General features: G+C 67.8%; 25 protein-coding genes and 1 pseudogene. 15 read left to right on the forward strand and 11 right to left on the reverse strand.

The window, feature by feature from the left end:
• Window positions 1-49 precede the first annotated feature (49 nt).
• Window positions 50-976 carry a Grx4 family monothiol glutaredoxin gene (gene grxD, locus V9K91_RS01550; RefSeq protein ID WP_336442589.1) on the forward strand — a complete coding sequence of 309 codons (927 nt, stop codon included), beginning with the start codon at window positions 50-52 and terminating at the stop codon, window positions 974-976.
• Window positions 977-1,031: 55 nt separating this feature from the next.
• Here grxD and V9K91_RS01555 read toward each other — a convergent pair whose 3' ends face one another.
• Together V9K91_RS01555 and V9K91_RS01560 are read right to left on the reverse strand one after the other, a co-directional pair.
• The gene (locus V9K91_RS01555) at window positions 1,032-1,571 is read right to left on the reverse strand and encodes a DUF924 family protein (RefSeq protein WP_093533578.1); all 540 of its coding nucleotides are present in this window, start codon (window positions 1,569-1,571) and stop codon (window positions 1,032-1,034) included.
• A 53-nt stretch (window positions 1,572-1,624) separates the two neighbouring features.
• Window positions 1,625-1,711: pseudogene (locus tag V9K91_RS01560) on the reverse strand (AMP nucleosidase); the annotation flags it as partial.
• 102 nt (window positions 1,712-1,813) lie between these two features.
• Here V9K91_RS01560 and V9K91_RS01565 point away from each other — a divergent pair.
• The 8 genes from V9K91_RS01565 (at window position 1,814) to V9K91_RS01600 (ending at window position 9,393) form a co-directional block, all read left to right on the forward strand.
• The gene (locus tag V9K91_RS01565) at window positions 1,814-3,223 is read left to right on the forward strand and encodes an amidohydrolase (RefSeq protein WP_336442590.1); all 1,410 of its coding nucleotides are present in this window, start codon (window positions 1,814-1,816) and stop codon (window positions 3,221-3,223) included.
• A complete protein-coding gene (locus tag V9K91_RS01570) occupies window positions 3,220-4,491 on the forward strand; it encodes an amidohydrolase family protein (RefSeq protein WP_306987561.1) in 1,272 nt (423 codons plus the stop codon). Before V9K91_RS01565 ends, V9K91_RS01570 begins: the two co-directional genes overlap by 4 nt.
• A 58-nt stretch (window positions 4,492-4,549) precedes the next feature.
• The gene (locus V9K91_RS01575) at window positions 4,550-5,185 is read left to right on the forward strand and encodes a DsbA family protein (protein ID WP_306987559.1); all 636 of its coding nucleotides are present in this window, start codon (window positions 4,550-4,552) and stop codon (window positions 5,183-5,185) included.
• 83 nt (window positions 5,186-5,268) lie between these two features.
• A complete protein-coding gene (locus V9K91_RS01580) occupies window positions 5,269-6,213 on the forward strand; it encodes a DegV family protein (protein ID WP_068853977.1) in 945 nt (314 codons plus the stop codon).
• 80 nt (window positions 6,214-6,293) lie between these two features.
• Window positions 6,294-6,629 (forward strand): hypothetical protein, encoded by a 336-nt coding sequence (locus V9K91_RS01585; protein ID WP_093533574.1) that lies wholly within the window; start codon window positions 6,294-6,296, stop codon window positions 6,627-6,629.
• Window positions 6,630-6,750: 121 nt separating this feature from the next.
• Complete coding sequence (locus V9K91_RS01590; RefSeq protein ID WP_336442591.1) at window positions 6,751-7,716, forward strand: L,D-transpeptidase family protein; 966 nt, start codon at window positions 6,751-6,753, stop codon at window positions 7,714-7,716.
• A gap of 6 nt (window positions 7,717-7,722) precedes the next feature.
• Complete coding sequence (locus V9K91_RS01595) at window positions 7,723-8,403, forward strand: M23 family metallopeptidase (RefSeq protein WP_336442592.1); 681 nt, start codon at window positions 7,723-7,725, stop codon at window positions 8,401-8,403.
• A gap of 129 nt (window positions 8,404-8,532) precedes the next feature.
• Window positions 8,533-9,393, forward strand: a complete 861-nt coding sequence (locus V9K91_RS01600; protein ID WP_068853981.1) for a PA4780 family RIO1-like protein kinase — start codon at window positions 8,533-8,535, stop codon at window positions 9,391-9,393.
• A 3-nt stretch (window positions 9,394-9,396) separates the two neighbouring features.
• On the opposite strand, the gene fghA is transcribed toward V9K91_RS01600, so the two are convergent.
• The 3 genes from fghA to frmR are packed head-to-tail and all read right to left on the reverse strand — an operon-like array spanning window position 9,397 to window position 11,685.
• Window positions 9,397-10,227, reverse strand: a complete 831-nt coding sequence (gene fghA, locus V9K91_RS01605) for an S-formylglutathione hydrolase (protein WP_306987553.1) — start codon at window positions 10,225-10,227, stop codon at window positions 9,397-9,399.
• Between the two features lie 17 nt (window positions 10,228-10,244).
• On the reverse strand, window positions 10,245-11,354 hold the full coding sequence (locus V9K91_RS01610) for an S-(hydroxymethyl)glutathione dehydrogenase/class III alcohol dehydrogenase (protein ID WP_093533569.1): 1,110 nt from the start codon (window positions 11,352-11,354) through the stop codon (window positions 10,245-10,247).
• Between the two features lie 55 nt (window positions 11,355-11,409).
• A complete protein-coding gene (gene frmR, locus V9K91_RS01615) occupies window positions 11,410-11,685 on the reverse strand; it encodes a formaldehyde-responsive transcriptional repressor FrmR (protein ID WP_068853984.1) in 276 nt (91 codons plus the stop codon).
• A gap of 122 nt (window positions 11,686-11,807) precedes the next feature.
• On the opposite strand from frmR, the gene V9K91_RS01620 reads away from it, so the two are divergent.
• The 3 genes from V9K91_RS01620 (at window position 11,808) to V9K91_RS01630 (ending at window position 15,980) form a co-directional block, all read left to right on the forward strand.
• The gene (locus tag V9K91_RS01620; RefSeq protein ID WP_217538555.1) at window positions 11,808-12,098 is read left to right on the forward strand and encodes a hypothetical protein; all 291 of its coding nucleotides are present in this window, start codon (window positions 11,808-11,810) and stop codon (window positions 12,096-12,098) included.
• A 28-nt stretch (window positions 12,099-12,126) separates the two neighbouring features.
• Entirely contained in the window at window positions 12,127-13,077 is a 951-nt protein-coding gene (locus V9K91_RS01625) for a cation diffusion facilitator family transporter (RefSeq protein WP_249833086.1), read from the forward strand.
• A 107-nt stretch (window positions 13,078-13,184) separates the two neighbouring features.
• Window positions 13,185-15,980, forward strand: a complete 2,796-nt coding sequence (locus V9K91_RS01630) for a PAS domain-containing protein (RefSeq protein ID WP_249833087.1) — start codon at window positions 13,185-13,187, stop codon at window positions 15,978-15,980.
• A gap of 16 nt (window positions 15,981-15,996) precedes the next feature.
• Here V9K91_RS01630 and V9K91_RS01635 read toward each other — a convergent pair whose 3' ends face one another.
• The 5 genes from V9K91_RS01635 to V9K91_RS01655 form a co-directional block, all read right to left on the reverse strand.
• Window positions 15,997-16,977, reverse strand: coding sequence for an AraC family transcriptional regulator (locus V9K91_RS01635; protein ID WP_306987550.1), 981 nt, complete (start codon window positions 16,975-16,977; stop codon window positions 15,997-15,999).
• 348 nt (window positions 16,978-17,325) lie between these two features.
• Window positions 17,326-17,577 (reverse strand): DUF2845 domain-containing protein, encoded by a 252-nt coding sequence (locus tag V9K91_RS01640; RefSeq protein ID WP_141236195.1) that lies wholly within the window; start codon window positions 17,575-17,577, stop codon window positions 17,326-17,328.
• Between the two features lie 80 nt (window positions 17,578-17,657).
• Window positions 17,658-18,641: a glycoside hydrolase family 43 protein gene (locus V9K91_RS01645; RefSeq protein WP_249833089.1), complete on the reverse strand. Its 984-nt coding sequence runs from the start codon at window positions 18,639-18,641 to the stop codon at window positions 17,658-17,660.
• Between the two features lie 37 nt (window positions 18,642-18,678).
• On the reverse strand, window positions 18,679-20,043 hold the full coding sequence (locus tag V9K91_RS01650; protein WP_306987549.1) for a HAMP domain-containing sensor histidine kinase: 1,365 nt from the start codon (window positions 20,041-20,043) through the stop codon (window positions 18,679-18,681).
• Entirely contained in the window at window positions 20,040-20,783 is a 744-nt protein-coding gene (locus tag V9K91_RS01655; protein ID WP_095362925.1) for a response regulator, read from the reverse strand. The genes V9K91_RS01650 and V9K91_RS01655 overlap by 4 nt, the downstream gene beginning before the upstream one ends.
• A gap of 244 nt (window positions 20,784-21,027) precedes the next feature.
• Between V9K91_RS01655 and V9K91_RS01660 the strand changes: the two genes are divergently transcribed.
• Genes V9K91_RS01660 through V9K91_RS01670 form a run of 3 tightly spaced genes read left to right on the forward strand, consistent with a single transcriptional unit; the run spans window position 21,028 to window position 23,409 of the window.
• Window positions 21,028-21,768, forward strand: a complete 741-nt coding sequence (locus tag V9K91_RS01660) for an SDR family oxidoreductase (RefSeq protein WP_307107934.1) — start codon at window positions 21,028-21,030, stop codon at window positions 21,766-21,768.
• Between the two features lie 18 nt (window positions 21,769-21,786).
• The gene (locus V9K91_RS01665) at window positions 21,787-22,842 is read left to right on the forward strand and encodes an alpha/beta hydrolase (protein WP_306987546.1); all 1,056 of its coding nucleotides are present in this window, start codon (window positions 21,787-21,789) and stop codon (window positions 22,840-22,842) included.
• A 24-nt stretch (window positions 22,843-22,866) separates the two neighbouring features.
• On the forward strand, window positions 22,867-23,409 hold the full coding sequence (locus V9K91_RS01670; RefSeq protein ID WP_336442593.1) for a thioredoxin family protein: 543 nt from the start codon (window positions 22,867-22,869) through the stop codon (window positions 23,407-23,409).
• A 100-nt stretch (window positions 23,410-23,509) separates the two neighbouring features.
• On the opposite strand, the gene V9K91_RS01675 is transcribed toward V9K91_RS01670, so the two are convergent.
• Entirely contained in the window at window positions 23,510-23,920 is a 411-nt protein-coding gene (locus V9K91_RS01675; RefSeq protein WP_210131047.1) for a hypothetical protein, read from the reverse strand.
• Window positions 23,921-23,973: the final 53 nt, after the last annotated feature.

The raw sequence follows: 23,973 nt of genomic DNA on the forward strand, positions 1-23,973 counted from the left end.
ATGCCATGCCGCGTAGAATGTACGGTTCGAAACTCCGGACCCGACCACCATGTCCCTTGATCCCGCCCTGCGCTCGCGCATCGAATCCATTCTTACCGCCAACCGCGTCGTGCTGTTCATGAAGGGCCAGCCGACCATGCCGCAGTGCGGGTTCTCGGCCAAGGCCGTGGGCGCGCTGCAGGACCTGGGCGTGGAGTTTGCCCACGTCAACGTGCTGGCCGACCCGGAAATCCGCGAAGGCATCAAGGCCTACGGCGACTGGCCGACCATCCCGCAGCTGTACATCGACAGCGAACTGGTGGGCGGCAGCGACATCATCCTGCAGATGGCCAGCAGCGGTGAGCTGAGCAGCGTGCTGGGCCTGGCCGCGCCGGACCGTACCCCGCCGCGCATCACCGTGACCCCGGCCGCAGTGGAAATGCTGCGCGGTGCGCTGGCTGATGCACCGGGTGCCTCGCTGCAGCTGGGCATCGATGCCAGCTTCCAGCCGAACTTCCAGCTGGCCCCGCACGACGACAACGCCATTGCCGCCGAATCCAACGGCCTGCGCGTGCAGTTCGACCTGGCCAGCGCGCGCCGCGCCGAGGGCATCACCATCGACTGGGTGGACGACATCCGTGGCAAGGGCCTGGCCATCGACAACCCGAACGCACCGAAGGCCGTGCAGGAACTGGCCGTTCGCGACGCCGACGACCAGCGCCGCGCCGGCACCCTGACCGTGGTGGATGTGCGCCCGGCCGATGAGCGTGCGATTGCGTCGATTGGCGGCGATTTCAAGACGTTCGACGGCAACAACCGTGCCGAGCTGGAGGCCCTGCCCAAGGACACCCCGCTGGCGTTCCTGTGCCACCACGGTGGCCGCAGCGCGCAGGCGGCGGAGCAGTTCCGTGCCCTGGGCTTCAGCAAGGTCTACAACATCACCGGCGGCATCGATGGCTGGTCGGATGCGGTGGACAACAGCGTGCCGAAGTACTGATCGCAGGTTCAACCGCGATGGATGAAAAAACGCCGGCATTGCCGGCGTTTTTTTGTCAGCCGGCGAACCCGCCTTCGGCGAGGTAGTCCAGTTCTTCCGGCGTTGGCATCCGCCCCAGCACCGCATTGCGGTGCGGGAAGCGCCCGAAGCGGCGGATGATGTCGCGGTGCAGTTCGGCATACTGCAGGTATTCCTTGTCGCCCAGCACGTCGAACATGGCGACCGAACGTTCCTGGTCCTGCGGGTCTTCGGAATGCTCGAACGGCAGGTAGATGAAGGCGCGCAGCTTGGGCACCAGCTGCAGGTCCAGGCCTTCTTCCACCGCGCGCATGGCGTAGTGGCGGGCCAGGCCGTCGGTGGCGTAGGAATGGGCGGTGTCGCGGAAGCAGTTGCGCGGGAACTGGTCGAGCAGGATCATCAGCGCCAGCGCGCCATCGGCCGTTTCCAGCCAATGCTCGCGCGCACGGCGAGCGGCAGCGAAGTGTTCGTCGAGGAATGCGTCGCGGAAACGCGCATCGAACGCGTCATCGCGCGCGAACCACTGCTGCGGTCCCGCGTTGCGCCAGAATTCCACTACTTGTGCCGCCACGTCCATTCACTACCCCTGCGGGCGGCGCGCCATCCCGGCGCCCACCCATGCCATTACCATCATTCGTCAACGCGCAGGTGGCGGACCGACTTGCCGTTGCGCCGTATAAGCTTAAGCGCCTCGATACCGATCTGGATATGGTTTTCTTGGCAAGAGGGCGGCGGACCGGGCATGCACTTGGCCACTTGGCAACGCGCCGGCCAGCGGCTAGCGTCGCGAGGGATCTTTCACGCCGCATCGGGGATGACATGCGTACACGATTGACCGCCGGGCTGGGCCTGGCGCTGTTCACCTTGGCTGCGCCTTCGGCGCCGGCAGCATCGCGCTTCACCCAGGACCCCTACCCCAGCACCTATGCGCCGATCGCCTCGGCGCCGGTGCTGATCCGCAACGCCACCGTGCTTACCGGCACCGGCGCGCGCCTGGAGCAGGCCGACCTGCTGCTGCGCGATGGCCGCATCGCCGCGCTGGGCAGCGCGCTGGAGGCACCGGCCAACGCGGTGCAGGTCGATGGCACCGGCAAGTGGGTCACCCCCGGCATCATCGACGTGCATTCGCACCTGGGCGTGTATCCCAGCCCCGGGGTCGGCGCGCATGCGGATGGCAATGAAATGACTGCACCGGTGACCGCCAACGTGTGGGCCGAGCATTCGGTATGGCCGCAGGACCCGGGCTTTGCCGCCGCGCTGGCCGGCGGGGTGACCTCGATGCAGGTACTGCCCGGCTCGGCCAACCTGGTCGGCGGGCGCGGGGTGACCTTGAAGAACGTTCCCGCCACCACCTACCAGGCCATGAAGTTCCCCGGTGCGCCGTGGGGCCTGAAGATGGCCTGCGGCGAAAACCCCAAGCGGGTGTATGGCGGCGGCAAAGGCGTTGCGCCGGGTACGCGCATGGGCAACGTGGCCGGCTACCGCGCCGCCTTCATCGACGCCAGCGAATACCTGGCCAAGAACGCCCCGAAGAAGGTCAAGAAGAAGCGCTGGTTCGGCGGCAGCGACAAGGGCGACAGCGCCGGCGATACCGGTGGCAAGCGCGACCTGAAGCTGGACACGCTGGCCGGCGCCATCGACGGCGACATCCGCGTGCACATCCACTGCTACCGCGCCGATGAAATGGCCACCATGCTGGACCTGTCCAAGGAGTTCGGCTTCAAGATCGCCGCGTTCCACCACGGCGTGGAGGCCTACAAGCTGGCCGACCGGCTGGCGGCCGAAGGCGTCTGCGGTGCGCTCTGGGCCGACTGGTGGGGCTTCAAGATGGAAGCCTTCGACGGCATCCAGGAAAACATCGCGCTGGTGGACCGCCCGGCCAACAGCTGCGCGATCGTGCATTCGGATTCGCCCGAAGGCATCCAGCGGCTCAACCAGGAGGCGGCCAAGGTGATCGCCAACGCGCGCCGCGCCGGCATGCAGATCGCGCCCGAGCGCGCCATCGGTTGGCTGACCTTCAACGCCGCCCGCTCGCTGGGCGTGGAGAAGCAGACCGGCAGCCTGGAGGTGGGCAAGATGGGCGATGTGGTGGTGTGGAACGGCAGCCCCTTCAGTTCCTACGCGCTGGCCGAGAAGGTCTACATCGACGGCCACCAGGTCTACGACCGCCAGGACGTGCGCCGGCAGCCACTGTCGGACTTCATGCTCGGCCAGGAGGCACGCCCATGACCGGCACCCGCGTACTGCAGCGCAGCCTGCTGGTGCTGGCATTGCTTGGCGCCGCGCCGGCGAGCTGGGCGCAGGATCTGCTGATCCGCAATGCCACCGTACACACCGCCAGCGCGCGCGGCAGCCTGGAGCACGGCGATGTGCTGGTCCAGGGCGGCGTGATCCGCGCCGTGGGCACCGGACTGGTCGCGCCGGCCGGCGCCACCGTGGTGGAGGCCAACGGTCGCCCGCTCACCCCGGCGTTGTTTGGCGGCATCACCGACATCGGCATCGACGAAGTGTCCGGTGAGTCCACCACGGTGGACAGCGGCCTCAAGCTGGAAGACCAGCCGCTGCGCCCCGAGTTCGACGTGACGCTGGCCTACAACCCGGCCTCGGTACTGATCCCGGTGGCACGGCTGGACGGCATCGGCTTCACCGCGCTGGGGGCCAACACCAGTGGCAGCTTCATCGCCGGCCAGGGCGGGGTGATGCGGCTGGACGGCAGTGCCGATCCGATCGGCCCGCGCGCGCTGTTCATCCGGCTCGGCGCGTCCGGTGCCGAACTCACCGGCAGCTCGCGGGCGGCGCAGTGGATGCTGCTGGAGCAGATGGTGAGCGAAGCGCGCAACCGGGTAGCGGTCGATTCGCCGCATGCCCTGCTCACCCCCGCCGGCCGCGCCACGCTGGCCCGCTACCTGGCCGGCCAGGGGCGGCTGGTGGTGGAGGTGGACCGCGCGGCGGACATCCGCCAGCTGCTGCGCTGGGCGGCGCGCGAGAAGGTGAGCATCGCCATTGCCGGCGGTGCCGAGGCGTGGCGGGTGGCGCCGCTGTTGGCCCAGGCGAAGGTGCCGGTGTTCGTCGATGCGCTGGGCAACCTGCCCACCAGCTTCGACCAGCTCGGTGCGACCCTGGAAAATGCCGCGCGGCTGCACGCTGCCGGGGTGCAGGTCAGCTTCGCCCAGCGCGACGATGCCTCGCACAACGCGCGCAAGATGCGGCAGCTGGCCGGTAATGCCGTGGCCAACGGCCTGCCCTGGCAGGATGGCCTGGCCGGGCTGACCCGGGTACCGGCGCAGGTGCTGGGCGTGGGTGACACGCTGGGCAGCATCGAGCCGGGCAAGCTGGCCGACCTGGTGCTGTGGGAAGGCGACCCGCTGGACGTGGGCCACTACGCCGAGCAGGTCTGGCTGGGGGGCCGTGCCATGCAGATGCGCTCGCGCCAGACCGAACTGCGCGACCGCTACGCCGCCCCGGCCACCCGCGAACCCAGGGCGTATTCGCGATAAGGTCCGCTCACCCACCCGTAGAGCCAGGCCCTGCCTGGCTGCACCGCCAAGGAACGTCATGACCCTGCGCTGGTACTTCGATTTCGTCTCACCGTTCGCCTACCTGCACTGGCAGCAGCTGAAAACGCTGCCGCAGTTCGAGCGCATCACCCCGGTGCCGATCGCGCTGGGCGCGGTGCTGCACCACCTGGGCAACCTGGGCCCGGCCGAAATCCCGGCCAAGCGGCGCTTCACCTACCGCCAGGTGCTGTGGCAGGCGCAGCAGCAGGGCGTGCCGCTGCGCTTCCCGCCCGGCCACCCGTTCAACCCGCTGGCGGCCCTGCGCCTGTGCCTGGCGGCGGACGCCACGCCGGCGTCGGTGGACATCCTGTTCAACTGGATCTGGCGCGACGGCCGCTCGGCCGATACGCCACAGGCCCTGGCCCTGCCGGCGGCAATGCTGGACGTGGGCGACGTCGTGGCCGCCGTCTCGGCGCCGTCGGTCAAGGAACAGCTGCGCCAGAACACCGAGGCGGCTATCGCGGCGGGCGTGTTCGGGGTCCCCACCCTGTCCATCGATGGCGAGCTGTTCTGGGGCAACGAAAGCCACGCGCTGATGGCGGCGGTGCTGGCCGACCCCGGTCTGCTGCAGCAGCCGGAATGGCAGCGGATCGACACGCTGCCGGTGGCGGTGGAGCGCAGCCGGCCAAGCTGACCGGCGTGGTCAGGCAGCCGGACGCGATTTGAGATAGCTTTCACACTTTCGAACGGACACCCTGCCTGGAGGGGGCAAACAGGATGCGCATCGGAATCGTGGTCGACTCTGCCTGTGATCTACCGCAGGACTTCATCCAGCAGCACAACATCGTGCTGCTGCCCATCACCGTCCGGATTGGCGAGGCCGTGCTGGCCGACCACCGCGACGAACAGGCCACCCTGAGTTTCCTGCACGCCCACGTGGCCGAGCATGGCGCCGAGGCCGAAACCATTCCCTTCAGCGTGGTGCAGATCCGTGATCTGTTCCTGGGCAAGCTGGTGATCGATTACGACCATGTGTTCTGCATGACGATCACCAAGACCCGCAGCCCGATCCACGACAACGCGATGCAGGCCAGCTTCGCCATCCTCAACGACTACAAGCCGGTGCGCCAGGCAGCGGGCCACAACTCGCCGTTCGCGCTGCGCGTGCTGGACACCCAGAACCTGTTCGCCGCGCAGGGCGTGACTGCAGTGGAAGCGGTGCGCCTGCGCGACAGCGGCGCCGGCGTGCAGCAGATCCGCGAGCGGCTGGAGCAGCTGGCCTTGAACGTGCACGGGTACATGGTCACCCGCGACCTGTATTACATGCGCGCCCGCGCCCGCCACAAGGGCGACCGCAGCGTGGGCCTGATCAGCGCGGCGCTGGGCAGCGCGCTGGACATCAAACCGGTGCTGCACGGCTACCGCGGCACCACCGGCCCGGTGGCCAAGATCAAGGGCTTCGACAACGCGGTGCAGAAGCTGTTCGACTTCGTCGGCCAGCGGGTCAAGGGCGGCCTGATGACGCCCACGGTGTGCGTGAGCTATGGCGGCGAACTGGCCGACCTGCAGGCGCTGCCGGGCTATGCCAGCCTGCGCGAGACCTGCAAGGCGCACGGGGTGGACGTGTACGAATCGGTGATGAGCCTGACCGGCATGGTCAACGTGGGCAAGGGCGCGGTCACGATTGGTTTTGCCGACGAACCGCATACCTTCAGCGCCTGAGCCAGCAGACCAGCGGCCGGTTTCTGCACACCGATTCCACCGCGCATCTGCCAGCCTTGGCGCATTCAACGGAGACCACCATGTCGCAGTATTTCATCAGCCTGCCGGACCCTTCCAAGGCACACGGCAACGACGCCGATCTTTCTTTCCGTTCGCAGAGCGCCGGCGGCTTCGCCGAGGAGCTGCAGGCCGCGCTGCGCACCACGGGCCTGTTCGACCGCTGGCGCGCCAAGCAGCCGGATCCCGATGCCGTCGAGCCGCAGTGGGGTGCAACCGACCCGAATGCGACCGTGACGGGTGAGCAGAAGGACCTGCGCATCAACCTGGTGGTCAGCACCACCATCAACAGCGATGTGCTGAAGGAGCGGCTGCGCCTGCTCGCCGGCCACCACTGGGAACTGCGCGACGTCCGGTAAAAACCGACCCGACCGGCGACGCCACCACATCGCGTTGCCGGTCAGCTGCCCGTCAGGCATTTCACAGGGCCTGTGCAGCGCGCTCCGGCATGGTGGGGTTGAACCTGCCCTGGAGTATTCGATGCCGCTGCGCCTGCCTGCTTCCGCTTCCCTGCTTGCCCTTGCCCTGGCCGCCGCAACCCCGGCACTGGCACAGACACCGGCTACCCTGCCCGCGCCCATCGCTGAAGACGGCGGCGTGGCCACCGGCCCGCGCTCGGACCTGCATGCGCAGGTGCTGCTGGACCGGGCGCACTTTTCGCCGGGACAGATCGACGGCATGGTGGGCTCCAACCAGAAGCGCGCGGTGGCCGGCTTCCAGGCCGCGCGCGGGCTGAAGGTGACCGGCGAGCTGGACGACGCCACCTGGCAGGCACTGCAGCCGGACAGCACGCCGCCCCTGGCCAGCTACACCCTCACCGCCGAAGACGTGGCGGGTCCCTTCCAGCCGATTCCGAAGCAGCCTGCCGAGCAGGCCAAGCTCAAGGCAATGGGCTTCACCTCGGTAGGCGAGGCACTCGGCGAGCGCTTCCATGCCGATCCCAAGCTGCTGCAGGCGCTCAACCCGGGCGTGGACCTGGGCAAGGCCGGCAGCACGATCCAGGTGCCGAACATCGCCCCTGCCGCGCTGCCGAAGGCGGCCAGGCTGGTCATCGACAAGTCCGATTCGACGCTGCGCCTGTATGACGCGCAGGGCAAGGTGTACGCGCAGTTCCCGGTGTCGTCGGGCAGCCAGCACGACCCGCTGCCGATCGGCGAGTGGAAGATCCTGGGCATCTCGCGCGATCCGCCGTTCCACTACAACCCGAAGCTGTTCTGGGATGCCAAGGCCGGCGACCGCAAGGCCACCCTGCCGCCCGGCCCGAACAATCCGGTGGGGCCGGTCTGGATCGATATTTCCAAACCGCATTACGGCCTGCATGGCACCCCCGAACCGGGCCACGTGGGCAAGACCGAATCGCACGGCTGCGTGCGGATGACCAACTGGGACGCGCTGCAGGTGGCCGATGCGGTGGACGCCTCGGTGCCCGTGGTGATGCAGGAGTAAACGACGATGCTGACGCGATTGCTGGCACTGGGTGTGGTGATTGGCGTGGCCGGGTGGTGGTTGCTGGCGTCCGGGAATGATGTCCCGGAGAAGGCGGCTGCGGCGCAGGTGGTGGCCGCGCCGGTGGCCGCGGCGCCCGTGGCTGAAAGCCGCCAGGCAGGGCCTGGCGCACCCGGGGCGGATCCGCTTGCACCTGCAGCACCTGCCGAAGGCAGCCAGGCAGGGCCAGGCGCTGCCGCAGCCCCGTCGGGGCTGCTGTTGCCGGTGCAGGGGATCACGGCCGCGCAGCTGCAGGACACCTTTACCGATGCGCGCAGCCAGGGCCGGGTGCACGATGCCATCGATATCCTGGCCGCCGAGGGCACGCCGGTGCTGGCGGTGGCCGATGGCACCATCGAGAAGCTGTTCGACAGCGAACGCGGCGGGCTGACCGTGTACCAGTTCGAGCCGGGCGGCACCTACTGCTACTACTACGCCCACCTGCAGCGCTACGCCGACGGGCTGGCCGAGAAGCAGGCGGTCAAGCGCGGCGACGTGATCGGCTATGTCGGGCATACCGGCAACGCCAGCCCGGACGCCCCCCACCTGCACTTCGAGATCCACCGGCTGGGCCCGGAGAAGCAGTGGTGGAAGGGCGAGTCGCTCAATCCTTACCCGGTGCTGCGCGGTGAGCAGGCCCTGCCCTGAGCCCTGCCCGGCCGGCGTGGCTGAACCGGGATGGGGTGCGCAATTGGCCCGGCCGCCGCGAAGGTGCGAGAATCGCCGGCCCTCCCTTGCCGGTTGGCGCGTTGGCGCCGCCCTCCTGACCGAGATTACGTGAAGACCCCCGAAAGCCTGCAGGCGCTGATCGAAGACGGCGTGATCGACGAAGTACTGCGCCCGCTCAAGAGCGGCAAGGAAGCGGCCGTGTACGTCGTACGCAGCGGCGACGACGTGCGCTGCGCCAAGGTATACAAGGACATGGCCCAGCGCAGCTTCCAGCAGCGCGTGCAGTACCAGGAAGGCCGCAAGGTGCGGGGCAGCCGCGAGGCGCGCGCGGTGGGCAAGGCCAGCAAGTACGGCCGCAAGCAGCAGGAAACCGCCTGGAAGAACACCGAGGTCGATGCGCTGTACCAGCTGCGCGATGCCGGCGTGCGCGTGCCCGAGCCGCATGGGTACTTCCACGGCGTGCTGGTGATGGAGCTGGTGACCGATGCCGAAGGCTTCTCCGCCGCGCGCTTGGGCGAGGTTGAACTGGAGCCGGACCAGGCCCGTGAGTTCCACCGGATCCTGGTGCGCCAGGTGGTCCTGATGCTGTGCTGCGGCCTGATCCACGGCGATCTGTCGCCGTACAACGTGCTGGTGGGCCCCGATGGCCCGGTGGTGATCGACTTCCCGCAGGTGGTGAGCGCCGGTGGCAACAACGCCGCGCGCAGCATGCTGCTGCGCGACGTCAACAACCTCACCGCCTACCTGGGGCGTTCGGCCCCGGAGCTGCTGGACACCTGGTACGGCGAAGAGATGTGGGCGTTGTTCGAGGCCGGTGACCTGCTGCCGGACAGCCCGCTGACCGGTGAATTCGTCCACGACGAATCCACCATCGACCTGGACAGCGTGCGCCACGCCATCAACGATGCGCGCGAAGAAGCGCTGATCCGCCAGCAGGGCCGCGAAGCGGCGGAAGAAGAGGACGCGTAAGCGTCAGGCGTACAACGCCTTGGCGTGATACGCGATGTGCTCGCCAATGAACGTACCGATGAAGTAGTAGCTGTGGTCATACCCCGGCTGCATCCGCAGTTGCAACGGATGCCCTGCCGCGGTGCACGCAGCCTGCAGCCACTGCGGCTGCAGCTGGCTGTCCAGGAACTCATCGCCTGCGCCCTGGTCGACCAGCAGCGGCAGCTTTTCGGTGGCCGTGGCCACCAGTTCGCTGGCATCCCACTGCGCCCAGCCGCTGCGATCCTCGCCCAGGTACGCGCCGAAGGCCTTCTGCCCCCAAGGCACCCGGGTCGGGGCCACGATCGGCGAGAACGCCGAGACGCTGCGGTAGCGCCCCGGATTGCGCAGCGCGATCACCAGCGCGCCGTGGCCGCCCATCGAATGCCCGCTGATGCTGCGCGCGCCACTGGCCGGCAGGTGCGCCTCGATCAGCGCCGGCAGCTCGTCGACGATGTAGTCGTGCATGCGGTAGTGCGCCGCCCAGGGCTGCTCGGTGGCATTGAGGTAGAACCCCGCGCCCTTGCCCAGGTCGTAGCCCTCGGCATCGGCCACATCATCGCCGCGCGGGCTGGTATCGGGAGCGACCAGGATCACGCCATGTTCCGCCGCGTACCGCTGCGCGCCGGCCTTGGTGATGAAGTTCTGCTCGGTACAGGTCAGCCCGCTCAGCCAATACAGCACCGGCAGCTTCTGCGTGGCCGCCTGCGGCGGCAGGTACACGGCCACCTTCATTTCGCAGTTGAGCACCGCCGAGCGGTGCTGGTACACGTCCTGCCAACCGCCGAAGGCGGCGCGGTGTTCGATGCGTTCCATGGGCATTCCCGCCGTGATCAGTAGTGGACGACCGAACGGATCGACTTGCCTTCATGCATCAGGTCGAAGGCTTCGTTGATCGCTTCCAGGCCCATGGTGTGGGTGACGAACGGCGCCAGTTCGATATCGCCCTTCATCGCATCTTCAACCATGCCCGGCAGCTGGCTGCGGCCCTTGACGCCACCGAAGGCAGTGCCCTTCCACGAGCGGCCGGTGACCAGCTGGAACGGGCGGGTGGAAATTTCCTGGCCCGAGCCGGCCACACCGATGATCACCGACTGGCCCCAGCCACGGTGCGCGCATTCCAGCGCCGCGCGCATCACGTTGACGTTGCCGATGCATTCGAAGGTGTGGTCCACGCCCCAGGTGGTCATTTCGACGATGACCTGCTGGATCGGCTTGTCGAAGTCCTTGGGGTTGATGCAGTCGGTGGCGCCGAACTGCTTGGCCAGCTCGAACTTGGACGGGTTGGTATCGATGGCGAAGATGCGGCCGGCCTTGGCCTGGCGTGCGCCCTGGATCACTGCCAGGCCGATGCCGCCCAGCCCGAACACGGCCACCGAATCGCCTTCCTGCACCTTGGCGGTGTTGTGCACCGCGCCGATGCCGGTGGTGACGCCACAGCCCAGCAGGCACACGTGTTCGGGGTTGGCCTCCGGATTGATCTTCGCCAGCGAGACTTCGGCCACCACGGTGTACTCGCTGAAGGTCGAGCAGCCCATGTAGTGGTAGATCGGCTGGCCGTTGTAGGAGAAGCGGGTGGTGCCATCGGGCATCACGCCCTTGCCCTGGGTGGCGCGCACGGCCACGCACAGGTTGGTCTTACCGCTCTTGCAGAACAGGCATTCGCCGCACTCTGCGGTGTACAGCGGAATGACGTGGTCGCCCGGCTTGACGCTGGTCACGCCCTCGCCCACTTCCACCACGATGCCGGCACCTTCATGGCCGAGCACGGCCGGGAACAGGCCTTCCGGATCATCGCCGGACAGGGTGAAGGCATCGGTGTGGCAGACCCCGGTGTGGGTGATGCGCACCAGCACTTCGCCCTTCTGCGGCGGGGCGACGTCGATTTCGACGATCTTGAGCGGTTCGCCAGCGGCGAAGGCAACGGCAGCACGGGATTTCATGGGGAGGGCTCCAGGACAGATGACAGGACGGGACAGCGCGCGGCAGGACGCGCGCCTACTTCAGGTAGGAACGGATCAGCGCGCTCATGTCGCGCACGCGCTCGGCACGCTGCGCATCGGACTGCGCCGGCTGGCCGAATTCTTCGCGCAGGTGGGCTTCCATCACTTCGGACATCAGCCCGTTGACGGCGCCACGGATGGCGGCGATCTGCTGGAGCACCGGCCCGCACTCGGCGCCGGCTTCCAGCGCGCGGTCCAGCGCATCGCACTGGCCGCGGATGCGCCGCACCCGGGCCAGGACCTTCTTCTTTTCTTCCGGGGAATGCGGCACGGAAACGCGACCAGAGAACTATACTGGGGGATAGTATACACAGATCGAATCCGGGTGCTGCACGAGGCCATCACGGCCGTCCATGGATGCTCGTTCCAACCCCACCCCCAGCCGGACCGACGATGCCCGACGCCCCCTCCTTCGTTGTCCGCTCCTTCGAAGCCAACTACGCCGCGTCCGGCAGTGTCGAGCGGATCCTCTCGCTGACCGTGGACTGCAATTGCGGTACGACCTCCTCATGCGGGTCCAGCCAGCTGATCCACCTGCCCGGTGGCGCGCTGTTCCGCTGCGAACAGTGCGGCTCGCACCAGGCCATCAGCCACGCACGCCTCGATGCCAGTACCGCCCCGGCACCGGTGCTGCGCGACAGCGCCACGCGCCGCAGCGCGCCGATGGTCACCATCCGCTTCTAAGCAGCGCACTGCACTCGGAAGGCACGCCATGGCCAAGCCGTCCGGCTCCCGTCTTGTTGTCTACGCCGCGCTGGTCGGCAACCTGTGCATCGCCATCGCCAAGTTCGTCGCCGCCGGGCTTTCCGGCAGTTCGGCGATGCTCAGCGAGGGCGTGCACTCGCTGGTCGACACCACCAATGAACTCCTGCTGCTGTACGGCCTGCACCGCGCCGACAAGAAGCCCGACACCGTGCACCCGTTCGGCTATGGCCGTGAGCTGTACTTCTGGAGCTTCATCGTGGCGCTGCTGGTGTTCGCCGCCGGCGCGGGCGTATCGGCGTACGAAGGGATCCAGCACATCCGCAACCCGGAACCGGCCACCAACCACACGGTGAGCTACGTGGTGCTGGGTATCTCGTTCCTGTTCGAAGGTGGCTCGTGGTGGGTGGCGCTGCGCGAATTCCGCGCCACCAAGGGCGCGATGGGCTATTTCGAAGCCTTCCGGCGCAGCAAGGATCCGTCCACGTTCACCGTGCTGCTCGAAGACAGCGCCGCCCTGCTCGGCCTTGCCTTCGCGGCGATCGGCCTGGCCGCCGCGCAGTGGCTGGACATGCCTGTCCTCGACGGCGTTGCCTCGCTGTGCATCGCCGGCGTACTGGCACTCACCGCCTTCCTGCTGGCGCGCGAGACCAAGGGCCTGCTGGTCGGTGAGCCGGCGCACCCCAGCGTGGCCCGACGGATCATGGCGGTGGCCAACACCGATGCCGACCTGCGCAAGGCCAACGGCGTGACCACCATGCAGATGGGGCCGGACCAGGTCGTGGCCATGCTGAGTGCCGAATTCGAGGACGACCGCACCACCCCGCAGATCGAAGCGTGCATCACCCGCATCGAACAGGCGGTCAAGCACGAGTACCCCGAACTGGTCGCACTGTTCGTGAAGCCGCAGACCCCGGAAGTGTTCCGTGCGCGGCGCGCGGCGCTGGGCGATCCGGAATGAAGGCTTCAGCGGGTCGCCCCTGCGGCCGTCGGCCACCTTCATGCCCTCCACACACGATCGGATAATCTACCCGGCCTGCGTCTGCATCCTTCGCCCGCGAGACTTCCTTGAACGTTACCGACCCCACAGACAAGCACAGCGGGCGCGACAGCGAGCGGGTGAAGATGGCATTGGCCGCCGGCGCCATCGTCGGCACCTGGTTCTGGGACGTCGCCCACGACCGGCTGACCGTGGACGACGCGCTGACCCACGCATTCGGGCTGGAGCCGGGCTCATCGCATCGCGAGCTGCGCCTGGAGCAGGTGCTGTCCGCGGTACACCCTGACGATCATGCGGAGCTGGCAGCGGCCATCAGCGATGCGCTCATGCGCGGCGGGCGTTATGCGCACCAGTACCGCGCGCGCAATGCCGACGGCGAGTACCGATGGATCGAGGCCATCGGCCGGGTCGACCTGGATGCGCAGGGGCGCGCCACCGGGTTCCAGGGCGTGCTGATCGATATCGACGAACGCCGCCTGATCGAGACCGAGCGCGACCAGGCGCAGACGTTGCTGCGCTCCTTCCTGGACGCGGCCCCCGGCGTGGTCTACGCCAAGGACCGCCAAGGCCGGCTGTTGATGGGCAACCACGGCACGACCGAGCTGATCGGGCTGCCGCCGGAGCAGTACGTCGGGCGCACCGATGCGGAACTGCTCAACGACCCGGTGCAGGCGGCTGCCGTGATGGCCACCGATGAACGCATCATGGCCACCGGCCAGTCCCAGCAGCTGGAGGAGGACATCAGCTTCCCCGACGGCCGTCGCGCCTACTGGCTCTCGACCAAGGCCCCACTGCGCGATGCCGACGGCAACGTGGTGGGGCTGATCGGCACCTCGCTGGACATCACCGAGCGCAAGGCCGCCGAAGCACGTCACCGGGAGATCGAAGAGCGCTACCGGTTGGCGGCACGCGCCACCAACGATGCGATCTGGGATTGGCGCATGGCCGATGGCCAGGTTGTCTGGAACGAGGCGCTGGCCGACCTGTTCGGCCACGACCGGATGGAAACCGACGCGCAGTGGTGGCTCGACCACATCCATCCCGACGACCGCCCGCGCATTGATGCCGACATTCACACCGTGATCGACGGCGGCGGCACGATCTGGTACGGCGAGTACCGCTTCCGCCGCGACGATGGCAGCTACGCGGACGTGCTGGACCGCGGCGCGGTACTGCGCGGCACGGCGGGCGAGCCGGTGCGCATGATCGGCGCGATGCTCGACCTGTCCGGGCGCAAGGCAGCCGAAGCCGCCCTGGCCGAAAGCGAGGAACGGCTGCGTTTCGCCACCGAGGCCGGTGACATGGGCTTCTGGGACGTGGACCTGGTGCACGACGTGCTGATCTGGCCGCCGCGCACCAAGGCGATGTTCGGCATCTCACCCGATGTTGCGGTGCGCCTGGACGATTTCTATAACGGCCTGCATCCGCTCGACCGCGAGGCCACCAGCGCCGCCTTCGCGGCCGCCGCCGATCCTGCGCAACGCGCGCTTTACGATGTGGAATACCGCACCATCGGCAAGGAGGACGGCGTGGTGCGCTGGGTCGCGGCGAAGGGCCGTGGCCACTTCGAGGGCGACCGCTGCGTGCGCGTGGTCGGCGTGGCGATCGAGGTCACCGCGCGCAAAGCCGCCGAGGCCCGCCTGAAGGAACTTAATGAGCACCTTGAGATCCGGGTGGCAGAGGAAGTCGCCGAGCGCACCCGGGTCGAGGATGCGCTCCGGCAGAGCCAGAAGATGGAAGCGGTAGGCCAGCTCACCGGCGGTATCGCGCACGATTTCAACAACATGCTCGCGTCCGTGATCGGACCGCTGGACCTGCTGTCGCTGCGCCTGGGCGAGAGCGACCCGCTGGTCAGCCGTTACATCGACATGGCCATCGATGGCGCCAACCGCGCCGCCCAGCTTACCCAGCGCCTGCTCGCGTTTTCCCGCCAGCAGCCGCTGCAGCCGGTGCCGGTGGATGCCAACCGGCTGGTGTCGGGCATGTCCGACCTGTTCGTGCACTCGCTCGGGGGCACGATCCGGCTGGAAACCCTGCTGGCCGCCGACCTGTGGCTGGCCTTCGCCGACGCCAATCAGCTGGAGAACGTCATCCTCAACCTGGCGGTCAACGCGCGCGACGCCATGCCCGGTGGCGGGCGGCTGGCAGTGGAGACGTCCAACTGCACGATCGACGCCGGCAACGCCGAGCAGCACCCCGGGGTGCCCCGTGGCGAGTACATCCTCATCACCGTGGCCGATAACGGCTGCGGCATGTCACCCGAGGTGGTGGCCAAGGCCTTCGATCCGTTCTTCACCACCAAGCAGGTCGGTCAGGGCACCGGGCTGGGGCTGTCGCAGGTCTATGGGTTCGTCAAACAGTCGGCCGGCCACGTGAAGCTGTGCTCGGAAATCGGCCGGGGAACCACGGTGAAACTCTACCTGCCCCGACTGGTGGCCGAGGTGGCGCCGGTGGCGCCTGCGGCACCGGCCGGGCTTCGGATGCCCGCAGGCAGCCGCGAGCTGATCCTGGTAGTGGAAGACGAGCCGACCGTGCGGCAGTTCTCGGTGGAAGCGCTCACTGCACTGGGCTATGACGTGCTGGCCGCCGATGGCGCGGCCGCGGCGCTGGTGTTGCTTGACCAGCATGCGGACATCGCGCTGCTTTTCACCGATGTGGTGATGCCGGAGGTCAACGGACGCGAGCTGGCCGACGAGGCCCTGCGTCGCCGACCGGATCTCAAGGTGCTGTTCACCACTGGCTACAGCCGCAACGCGCTGGAGCGCGATGGGGTGATCGCCCCGGGCGTACAGCTGATCGGCAAGCCGTTCAACGTGGATACCCTGGCGTCGCGCGTGCGCGCGGTACTGGCTGAGACACGCTAGGCCGCGGCGCGGCGCCTCAGCGTTTGTCCCTGGCGGTTGTATTGGCCCGCCATGACTCCAGCGCCGCCGCCAGCTCCATCGACGGATGCAGGCCGAACGTGCGGTGGTACATGCCGGCAAAGCGCCCTTGGTCCCACACCCCGTAGCGTGCGCACACCGAGGTGACGGTGTCGCCCGGGGTTGCCTCGCGCAGCGCCTTGCGGATCACGTGCAGCCGTTCCAGCATGAAGTACTGGTGCGGCCCCATGCCGAACACTTCATCGAACGCGCGGCTCAACGAACGCTGCGAGGTGCCCGCGCTCAGCACCAGGTCACCGATCACCGCTTCCCCCCGGATGCTCTTGTGGATGTGGTCCAGGCTGAGGCGGATGATCTCGTTGCGCGGCAAGGTCGGCCGACCGCGCGTGCGCCGCACGGCTTCGGGATTGGCCAGCACCATGCAGCGCAGCAGTGCGTGGATCACCTGGCCACTGAACGAGCGGCGCACACTGGGCTCATCGAACACGCTGGGGCTCTGCCGGTGGATCGCCAGTGCGCGGGTGACCAGGGTGATGATCGGTGCCATCTCGGCACGGCCGACATTCACCGCGTAGGTACGATCGATATGGTCGTCGAACAGTCCGGCCACTTCGCGCGCACGCTGCACCACCGCAGCGGCGTCCATGTCCAGCGCGAGGAACTGTGATTGCCTGCGGGTAAAGCCGTGCACCTCCACACCCGGTGCGAACCAGACGAACTGGTCATCGGCCGTCGCGCTCCCCTGCATGAACGCATCGCTGCCGGGCAGCGAGATGTGGACCACGTATCGACCGGGCTGGCTCAGCCCGTTGTACAGCGCCGGGGCGCCGTCCACGCCGAGCATCGCGGTGACGTCACCGGCGTCCAGGATGTCCAGCGTCCATGCACGGCCCACCGGTCCGGTCACGCGCATCAGGCCGTCCACGCCGGCGAGCGCGTCTGCGTAGGCCTCGAAGTCGGTGAAGCTCAGCAACGGCATCGGAGTTACCCGGTTCCGGTGGGACAGGATGCGTCGGCAACGCCGGCCGCGAAACCGAACTTGCACGGTTGCACGACCGGTATTTGTACTGCCGGGGGTAGAGCCCCTACGTTGTGAAAGCGGTGAAGCGAACGGAAGGGATCAGGTCGGTGCGAAACCGCGCGTGTTCTTCTTCTCGTTTTTTTCCGCCTTCTTTTCCTTCGCAGTCTTGGCAGGTTTCTTCTTCTGCTCTTTCTGCTTGTCCAGACCCTTGGCCATGACGGCATGCTCCCTGTTGGAAGGAGGAAGCATGGCACATCACGGGGGTGCGCAACGCATTGGCGGACAAATGGTCCGCCGCCGGCGTGGTCAGTTGAAGATTTCCCGGATGGCAGTGACCCGGCCGTCCCGGAAAACAATCTGGACGGTCTTGCGCGACTGGTAATACTCCCAGCGCTCGCCCAGGTTTCCGCCCTGGTCACTTTCTTCCTGGATGACCCGGTCCGGCTTGCCGGCCACCTGGACGACCCGGCCTGCGTTGTCGCCCGAATTCACCAGATTGTTGCCGAACCGGACACTGTCAGCCATCGCCGCGCCGGCCATCAGGCACAGCGCCAGCACCCATACGCTCCTGTTCATCATCCCTGCTCTCCTTGTAGCCATGGCGGGTAAGCCATGGCGCAACTTTGCCATAAACCGCGTCAGGGCAAAGGATGCGCCGGCACGCCTTCGTGGGTCATCTTCACGGGCAGGATATGCCCCTGCGCATCGAACTCCATGCGATCGATGGCGGTGGCCCGTTCATTGCGGCCGGTCCGGCCCAGCGGGCGGCGGTGGTAGACGATGTACCAGCTGTCATCGTCAGGCGCATGGATGAGCGAATGGTGGCCAGCGCTGGTGGCGACAGCCGGGTCCTGCTGCAGGATCCGGCCGATCCGCTTGAACGGCCCGGTGGGCGCGTCGGCAATGGCGTAGGCCACCGAATAGTCCGGCTCACCCCAGCCGCCCTCTGACCACATGTAGTAATAGCGGCCGCCGCGCTTGAACATCAGCGAGCCCTCGACATATTCCGGCGCGGGGGTGATCTCCTTGTACAGCGTGCCGTCGGACAGCGGCACGATGCCGGTGAAATCGTCCTTCAACCGCACGATGTTGGCGTGCTTCCAGCCACCGTAGAGCATGTACCAGGTGCCGTCGTCGTCCTTGAACACGAACTGGTCGATGGGCTGCGCTCCGTTGTGGAACGAACCGATCAGCGGCTTGCCCAGCAGGTCGCGGTACGGGCCCTCCGGCCGGTCGGCCACGGCCACGCCGATGCCGCCCACTTCGCTGTCGTTCTTGATGTCGTTGGCGGAGAAGAAGAAATAGTACTTTCCGTCCTTCTCCACCACCGACGGGGCCCACAGTGCTTCTTTTGCCCAGGACACCGCCTCGATCTTCAGCACACCCGGATGCCGGGTCCACTGCACCAGGTCGGGTGAGGAAAACGCGTCGAACGCGGTCTGCTCGGCATACGGTCGCGAGCTGGTCGGGAAGATCCAATAGGTCTTGCCGAACACCGCCGCCTCAGGATCGGCATACCAGCCCGGCAGGATCGGGTTGCCGGACATCGGCGCGGCCACCGCGCCAAACGAAACTGCTGCCGCCAGTGCTGCGGCCACCATCATCGTGCTGCGGAACCCCATGCCCTGCCCTCCCATGCCAGATCATCGAGGGGCCAGTTTAGATCGATTCAAGCGCCGGCTTTGTGCGCAGTGCAGCATTTTCCCGGCGCAGCTCCAAGGTTGCCCGCAGCCCGCCACCCGCCCGATTGGCCAGGATCAACCGCCCCCCCAGCGCGCGGGCCAGCTGGTCGGCGATGGCCAGGCCCAGCCCGGTGCCGCCACTGGCGCGGCCGCGCGAAGGCTCCAGCCGATGGAAGGGCTGCAGCACCGCCGCAAGCGACGCCTCGGGAATGCCCGGCCCACGGTCCATCACATCAATGCTCACCTCGCCGTGCGCGCCTACGGTCAGGCCCACGTCGGCGCTGCCGGCGTACGCCAGCGCGTTGTCGATCAGGTTCTGCACCACCCGCCGCAGGACCTGCGGATGGGTCGGCAGCGTGGCCTGCGCACCGGCCACGCGCCGCACCGGTTTGCCCACCTCCTCGTAGTCGCCCACCACGCTGTCGAGGAACGCGGGCAGGTCGAGCTGCACGGGAGTGCCCATGCTGACAGTTGCGCTGCGCGCGTAATCGATGCCCTCGCGCACCAGCTGGCTGAGCTGGGTCACGTCGCCCAGCAGGCGCTCCTGCGCAGGCGTCTCGTCCAGCGATTCGATGCGCAGGCGCAGCCGGGTGATCGGCGTCTGCAGGTCGTGCGAGATCGCCGCCAGTATCTGCATGCGTTCGCTGACGTGGGCGGCCACGCGCGATTGCAGCGCGTTCAGCGCGCGTGCCGCGGCCTCCACTTCCTGCGGTCCCTGTTCGCTGATCGCATCGCCCTGCCCGGCCACGTCCAGGCGGTCGGCGGCTTCGGCCAGCCGTACCAGCGGGCGTGTGGCCAGGCGCACCGCCAGCCACACGCAGCCCAGCAACACCAGCACCTGCGCGGCGAGCACCCACGGCAGCCAGCGCGCGATCGGCAGCAGCGACGGGGTGACTTCGATGGTCAACGGCTGGCCATCGGCCAGGGTCAGCTCCACCTCGTAGCGCTCCGGCGAGGCCGAGACCGCGCGCGGCCGCAATGCGTAGCGATGCGCCAGCGAATCATCGATCAGCCCGGCCACCTGGCGCGCGCGCTCGCTGGCCAGCGCGCTGCCCGGCTGTGCGGGGCGCAGCAGATAGCGGTAGGTGCGCCGTTCCAGCTGCGGCAGCCACGCCGTGCGTTCGGCCGGTGAAAGATGCTCGAGCAGCGCCACGCTGAGCGGCACGTCGTCTTCCATGTTGCTCAACATCATCGCGCGGGTAGCGGTGGCGCGCTCGTGGAACAGCAGCGCGAACGACAGGCCGTGCGCGAGCAGCATGCCAGCGGCCAGGATCAGCAACAGACGGGTACCCAGCGTGCGCGGCAACCAGGAGAACCTACGGCGATGCGCGGGGGCGTTCATGCGTCCTCGTCGAGCAGCACGACCGGCTGACTGAACACGTAGCCTTCGCTGCGCACGGTCTTGATGAAGGTCTGTTCGCGCGCACCATCGCCCAGGCGCTGGCGCAGGCGGCTGACCAGCAGGTCGATGGAGCGGTCGAACAGTTCGGCGTCGCGGCCCTGGGTCAGGTTGAGCAGCTGGTCGCGGCTGAGCACGCGCTGCGGATGGTCGATGAACACGCGCAGCAGGCGGAACTCGCCGCCACTGAGCGGATAGACCGTGCCGGCCTCGTCCAGCAGGTGCCGCGCACTGGTATCCAGCCTCCAGCTGCCAAAGCGGATCAACCGTGCGGCCTCGCTCACCTGCAGGTTCGGCGGCAGCATGCGCGTGCGCCGGATCACCGCATTGATGCGCGCCAGCAGTTCGCGCGAGGAGAACGGCTTGACCACGTAATCGTCGGCGCCCATTTCCAGGCCGATGATGCGGTCGGTTTCATCATCGCGCGCAGTCAGCATCACCACGGGTACGGCGCGGTGCTTGCCGGCACGCAGGTTGCGGCACAGCGACAGCCCGTCCTCGCCCGGCATCATCACGTCCAGCACGATCAGGTCCACGTCACTGGTCTCCAGCGTGGCGCGCATCTCGCGCCCGTCGGCCGCCTGGCTCACGCGCAGGCCGTTGCGGCGCAGGTAGTCGCCGACCAGCTGGCGGATATCGGCGTCGTCATCGACAACCAGGATGTGGTCGGTGTGGGTGCTCATGCCTGCTCCGCGTGATGGCCATCGGCGGCCCGCTGCGGGCCCGTGGACGCATGGTATCGCCGCCGGCGGGGTGCTGCGGGCCGGCGGGGGCATCCATTTGTATGACTGTGTATCAACCGCCGCCGTGGTGCGGAAAGGCGACAAATCTCCGGGTTCGCCGACACCTGCCGGATACGGGGCAGGCGTTGAATGGCCTCCAACGCCGGCGGCTCCTCCGCTGGCCGCCTATCCCGAGGACATCTGCATGAATGCCACCGTCTCCCCCCGTTCCAACACCGCGCTGGTCTTCGGCGGCTCCCGTGGCATTGGTGCCGCCATTGCCAGGCGGCTGGCCCGTGAGGGTCATCCCGTGGCGCTGACCTTCGTCTCCCAGCCTGAGAAAGCCGCCGCGGTGGTCGCCTCGATCCAGGCCGACGGCGGCCAGGCCATCGCCCTGCAGGCTGACAGCGCCGATGCGCAGGCCATCGCGTCAGCGGTCAAACAAGCAGTGGACACCTTTGGCCCGCTGCAGGTGGCGGTGGTCAATGCCGGCATCTACCAGGGCAGCCCGCTGGCCGACTTTCCCACAGACCTGCTGGACCGGATGCTGGCCGTGAACGTGCGTGGCGTGTTCCTCGCCGTGCAGGCCGCCGCCGCTGCCATGAACGATGGCGGGCGCCTGATCACCATCGGCAGCAACACCGCCGTGCGCAGCGGTGCGGTCGGCAGCAGCGTCTATGCGATGACCAAGTCCGCCGTGGCCACGCTGGTGCGCGAACTGGCGCTGGACCTGGCGCCGCGCCGGATCACGATCAACAACATCCAGCCCGGACCGATCGCCACCGACATCACCGCCGATTTCGTCGACCAGCTGGTGCAGCGCAACCCGCTTGGCCGGGTCGGCGAGCCCGATGAAGTCGCAGGACTCACCGCCTGGCTTGCCAGCCATGAAGCGGCCTACATGACCGGTTCCAGCCTGACCATCGATGGCGGCTGGGCCATCTGAACGTCAACGGAGAGCACCATGCACACCCCTTCTTCTTTCCCGCTGTCCCATTCGCCGCGGTCGTTCGGCGCCTCCCTGCTGGGCATGGCGATGGCCCTGGCGGCCTCTGCATCCGCCATCGCATCACCTGCCCTGCCCGTCCCTGCGCCGACGGTGGCGGTCGCACACGCGCCGCCCGCGCTGGAGGCGAACAAGCATGTCGTCGCTGGCGACCTGGACGTGGCCTACGCCGAGCTGGGCCCGGCCGACGGCGAGGTGGTCGTGCTGCTGCACGGCTGGCCCTATGACATCAATGCCTATGCCGAGGTCGCGCCGCAGCTGGCGGCCAAGGGTTACCGGGTGATCGTGCCGCACCTGCGTGGCTATGGCAGCACCCGCTTCCTGTCGGCGCAGACGCCGCGCAATGGTGAACCGGCGGCGCTTGCTTCCGATGTGCTGAACCTGCTTGATGCCCTGCACATCCCGCGCGCCAACCTGGCCGGCTTCGACTGGGGTGCACGCTCGGCCGACATCGTTGCCGCGCTGTGGCCGGAACGGGTCAAGTCGCTGGTCTCGGTCAGCGGCTATCTCATCGGCAGCCAGGAAGCCGGGAAGACGCCGTTGCCGCCGCAGGCCGAACTGCAGTGGTGGTACCAGTTCTACTTCGCCACCGATCGCGGCGAGGCCGGTTACGCACGCTACACGCACGACTTCGCCCGCCAGATCTGGCAGCTGGCCTCGCCGCAGTGGCGCTTCGACGATGCCACGTTCGCGCGCAGCGCCGCCGCGCTTGACAACCCCGACCACGTGGCCATCGTCGTGCACAACTACCGCTGGCGCCTGGGCCTGGCCGACGGCGAGCCGAAGTACGCCGCGCTGGAGCAGCGGCTGGCGCAGGCGCCGAGCATCGGCGTACCGACCATCACCCTGGAGGGCGATGCCAACGGCGCGCCGCACCCCAAGGCCGAGGCCTATGCCGCCAAGTTCACCGGGCCTTATGAGCATCGCCTGCTGCAGGGCGGCGTGGGCCACAACCCGCCGCAGGAAGCACCGCAGGCGTTCGTCCAGGCGGTAATCGACGCCGCTGCACTCTGATCCGCCCCCCCTAGGAGAAGGACCATGCCCATGCTTCGCCCGATCATCACCCTGCTGGCCGCGTGCATCTCCGCCAGCGCCTGTACGCCGGGCGCAGCGGCCGACCCGGTCCCGCCCAGCCCCAACATGTCGGCGCCGCAGGCGCCGGAGTTCACCGGCATCGAGCACTGGCTCAACGGTCCGCCGCAATCGCTGCAGCAGCTGCGCGGCAAGGTGGTGCTGGTGGAGTTCTGGACCTACTCCTGCATCAACTGCCTCAACGTGATGCCGCACGTGAAGCGGTGGCATGACACCTACGCCAGCCAGGGGTTGACCGTGATCGGCGTGCACACCCCCGAGTTCGGCTATGAAAAGCTGCCGCGCAACGTGGAGGCGGCAGCGAAGCGGCTCGGTGTCACCTGGCCGGTAGCGCAGGACAACGCCTACCAGACCTGGCGCGCGTACGGAAACCAGTACTGGCCGGCGCTGTACCTGATCGACCAGGAAGGCCGCATCGTCTACCGGCATTTCGGCGAAGGCGATTACGCGGCAACCGAGGCACAGATCCGCAAACTACTCGCCTCATAGCCTCAGAACCGGTACACGAATCCGAGCCGAAGGCCTGCGTCCTTGAAGTCGACGTCGCCGCTGAAGCTGTCCTTGTCGGCGTCTGCTTCGATGATTGCGCTCAACGCGAGCGGAACCGGTAGATCACCGATGCCGGTTCCGGCCGGGCCAACGACTGGTCGGCCACTGCCACCACCGGCAGCTCGTAACCGCCATCGCGCATGATGCCTTCATGCTTGAAACGCGAATGGAACTGCGCTTCCACGGCGGGCAGGTCGATATCGTAGTAGCGCACTGGCACGTTGGCCGCCTGCAGGTCGGCCAGCATGCGCCGGGTGTAGCCACAGCCATCGCGACCGTAGACGTCCACCGCCGGACCGCGCACGGTCTGCGCGGGCGGGACCGATACCGATACCGGCATCGCCGCCGCTTCGCGCGCCCGTTCCGCGCGCGACGGGAAGAAGGTCTTTCTGGCGTGCAGCAGGCCGCCGGCAAGGCCCAGAATGATCAAGAGTACGATCGTGCGGTTCATCGACATCCGTGTCCCCATGCAATGCCGGCGACGCTAGCACGCCCCGAGCGCAT

This window comes from Stenotrophomonas sp. CCNWLW57 (assembly GCF_037203925.1).
GTDB classification, from domain to species: domain Bacteria; phylum Pseudomonadota; class Gammaproteobacteria; order Xanthomonadales; family Xanthomonadaceae; genus Stenotrophomonas; species Stenotrophomonas rhizophila_A.

What these genes read in the sequence shown, in the direction of transcription:
- V9K91_RS01575 (WP_306987559.1), top strand. Translation starts at nt 4,550, where the DNA reads ATGACCCTGCGCTGGTACTTCGATTTCGTCTCACCGTTCGCCTACCTG.
- V9K91_RS01595 (WP_336442592.1), top strand. Translation starts at nt 7,723, where the DNA reads ATGCTGACGCGATTGCTGGCACTGGGTGTGGTGATTGGCGTGGCCGGG.
- V9K91_RS01660 (WP_307107934.1), top strand. Translation starts at nt 21,028, where the DNA reads ATGAATGCCACCGTCTCCCCCCGTTCCAACACCGCGCTGGTCTTCGGC.
- V9K91_RS01665 (WP_306987546.1), top strand. Translation starts at nt 21,787, where the DNA reads ATGCACACCCCTTCTTCTTTCCCGCTGTCCCATTCGCCGCGGTCGTTC.
- V9K91_RS01625 (WP_249833086.1), top strand. Translation starts at nt 12,127, where the DNA reads ATGGCCAAGCCGTCCGGCTCCCGTCTTGTTGTCTACGCCGCGCTGGTC.
- V9K91_RS01580 (WP_068853977.1), top strand. Translation starts at nt 5,269, where the DNA reads ATGCGCATCGGAATCGTGGTCGACTCTGCCTGTGATCTACCGCAGGAC.
- V9K91_RS01645 (WP_249833089.1), bottom strand. Translation starts at nt 18,641, where the DNA reads ATGGGGTTCCGCAGCACGATGATGGTGGCCGCAGCACTGGCGGCAGCA.
- V9K91_RS01635 (WP_306987550.1), bottom strand. Translation starts at nt 16,977, where the DNA reads ATGCCGTTGCTGAGCTTCACCGACTTCGAGGCCTACGCAGACGCGCTC.
- fghA (WP_306987553.1), bottom strand. Translation starts at nt 10,227, where the DNA reads ATGGAACGCATCGAACACCGCGCCGCCTTCGGCGGTTGGCAGGACGTG.
- V9K91_RS01585 (WP_093533574.1), top strand. Translation starts at nt 6,294, where the DNA reads ATGTCGCAGTATTTCATCAGCCTGCCGGACCCTTCCAAGGCACACGGC.
- V9K91_RS01565 (WP_336442590.1), top strand. Translation starts at nt 1,814, where the DNA reads ATGCGTACACGATTGACCGCCGGGCTGGGCCTGGCGCTGTTCACCTTG.
- V9K91_RS01655 (WP_095362925.1), bottom strand. Translation starts at nt 20,783, where the DNA reads ATGAGCACCCACACCGACCACATCCTGGTTGTCGATGACGACGCCGAT.
- V9K91_RS01570 (WP_306987561.1), top strand. Translation starts at nt 3,220, where the DNA reads ATGACCGGCACCCGCGTACTGCAGCGCAGCCTGCTGGTGCTGGCATTG.
- V9K91_RS01610 (WP_093533569.1), bottom strand. Translation starts at nt 11,354, where the DNA reads ATGAAATCCCGTGCTGCCGTTGCCTTCGCCGCTGGCGAACCGCTCAAG.
- V9K91_RS01675 (WP_210131047.1), bottom strand. Translation starts at nt 23,920, where the DNA reads ATGAACCGCACGATCGTACTCTTGATCATTCTGGGCCTTGCCGGCGGC.
- V9K91_RS01590 (WP_336442591.1), top strand. Translation starts at nt 6,751, where the DNA reads ATGCCGCTGCGCCTGCCTGCTTCCGCTTCCCTGCTTGCCCTTGCCCTG.
- V9K91_RS01650 (WP_306987549.1), bottom strand. Translation starts at nt 20,043, where the DNA reads ATGAACGCCCCCGCGCATCGCCGTAGGTTCTCCTGGTTGCCGCGCACG.
- V9K91_RS01620 (WP_217538555.1), top strand. Translation starts at nt 11,808, where the DNA reads ATGCCCGACGCCCCCTCCTTCGTTGTCCGCTCCTTCGAAGCCAACTAC.
- grxD (WP_336442589.1), top strand. Translation starts at nt 50, where the DNA reads ATGTCCCTTGATCCCGCCCTGCGCTCGCGCATCGAATCCATTCTTACC.
- V9K91_RS01555 (WP_093533578.1), bottom strand. Translation starts at nt 1,571, where the DNA reads ATGGACGTGGCGGCACAAGTAGTGGAATTCTGGCGCAACGCGGGACCG.
- V9K91_RS01670 (WP_336442593.1), top strand. Translation starts at nt 22,867, where the DNA reads ATGCCCATGCTTCGCCCGATCATCACCCTGCTGGCCGCGTGCATCTCC.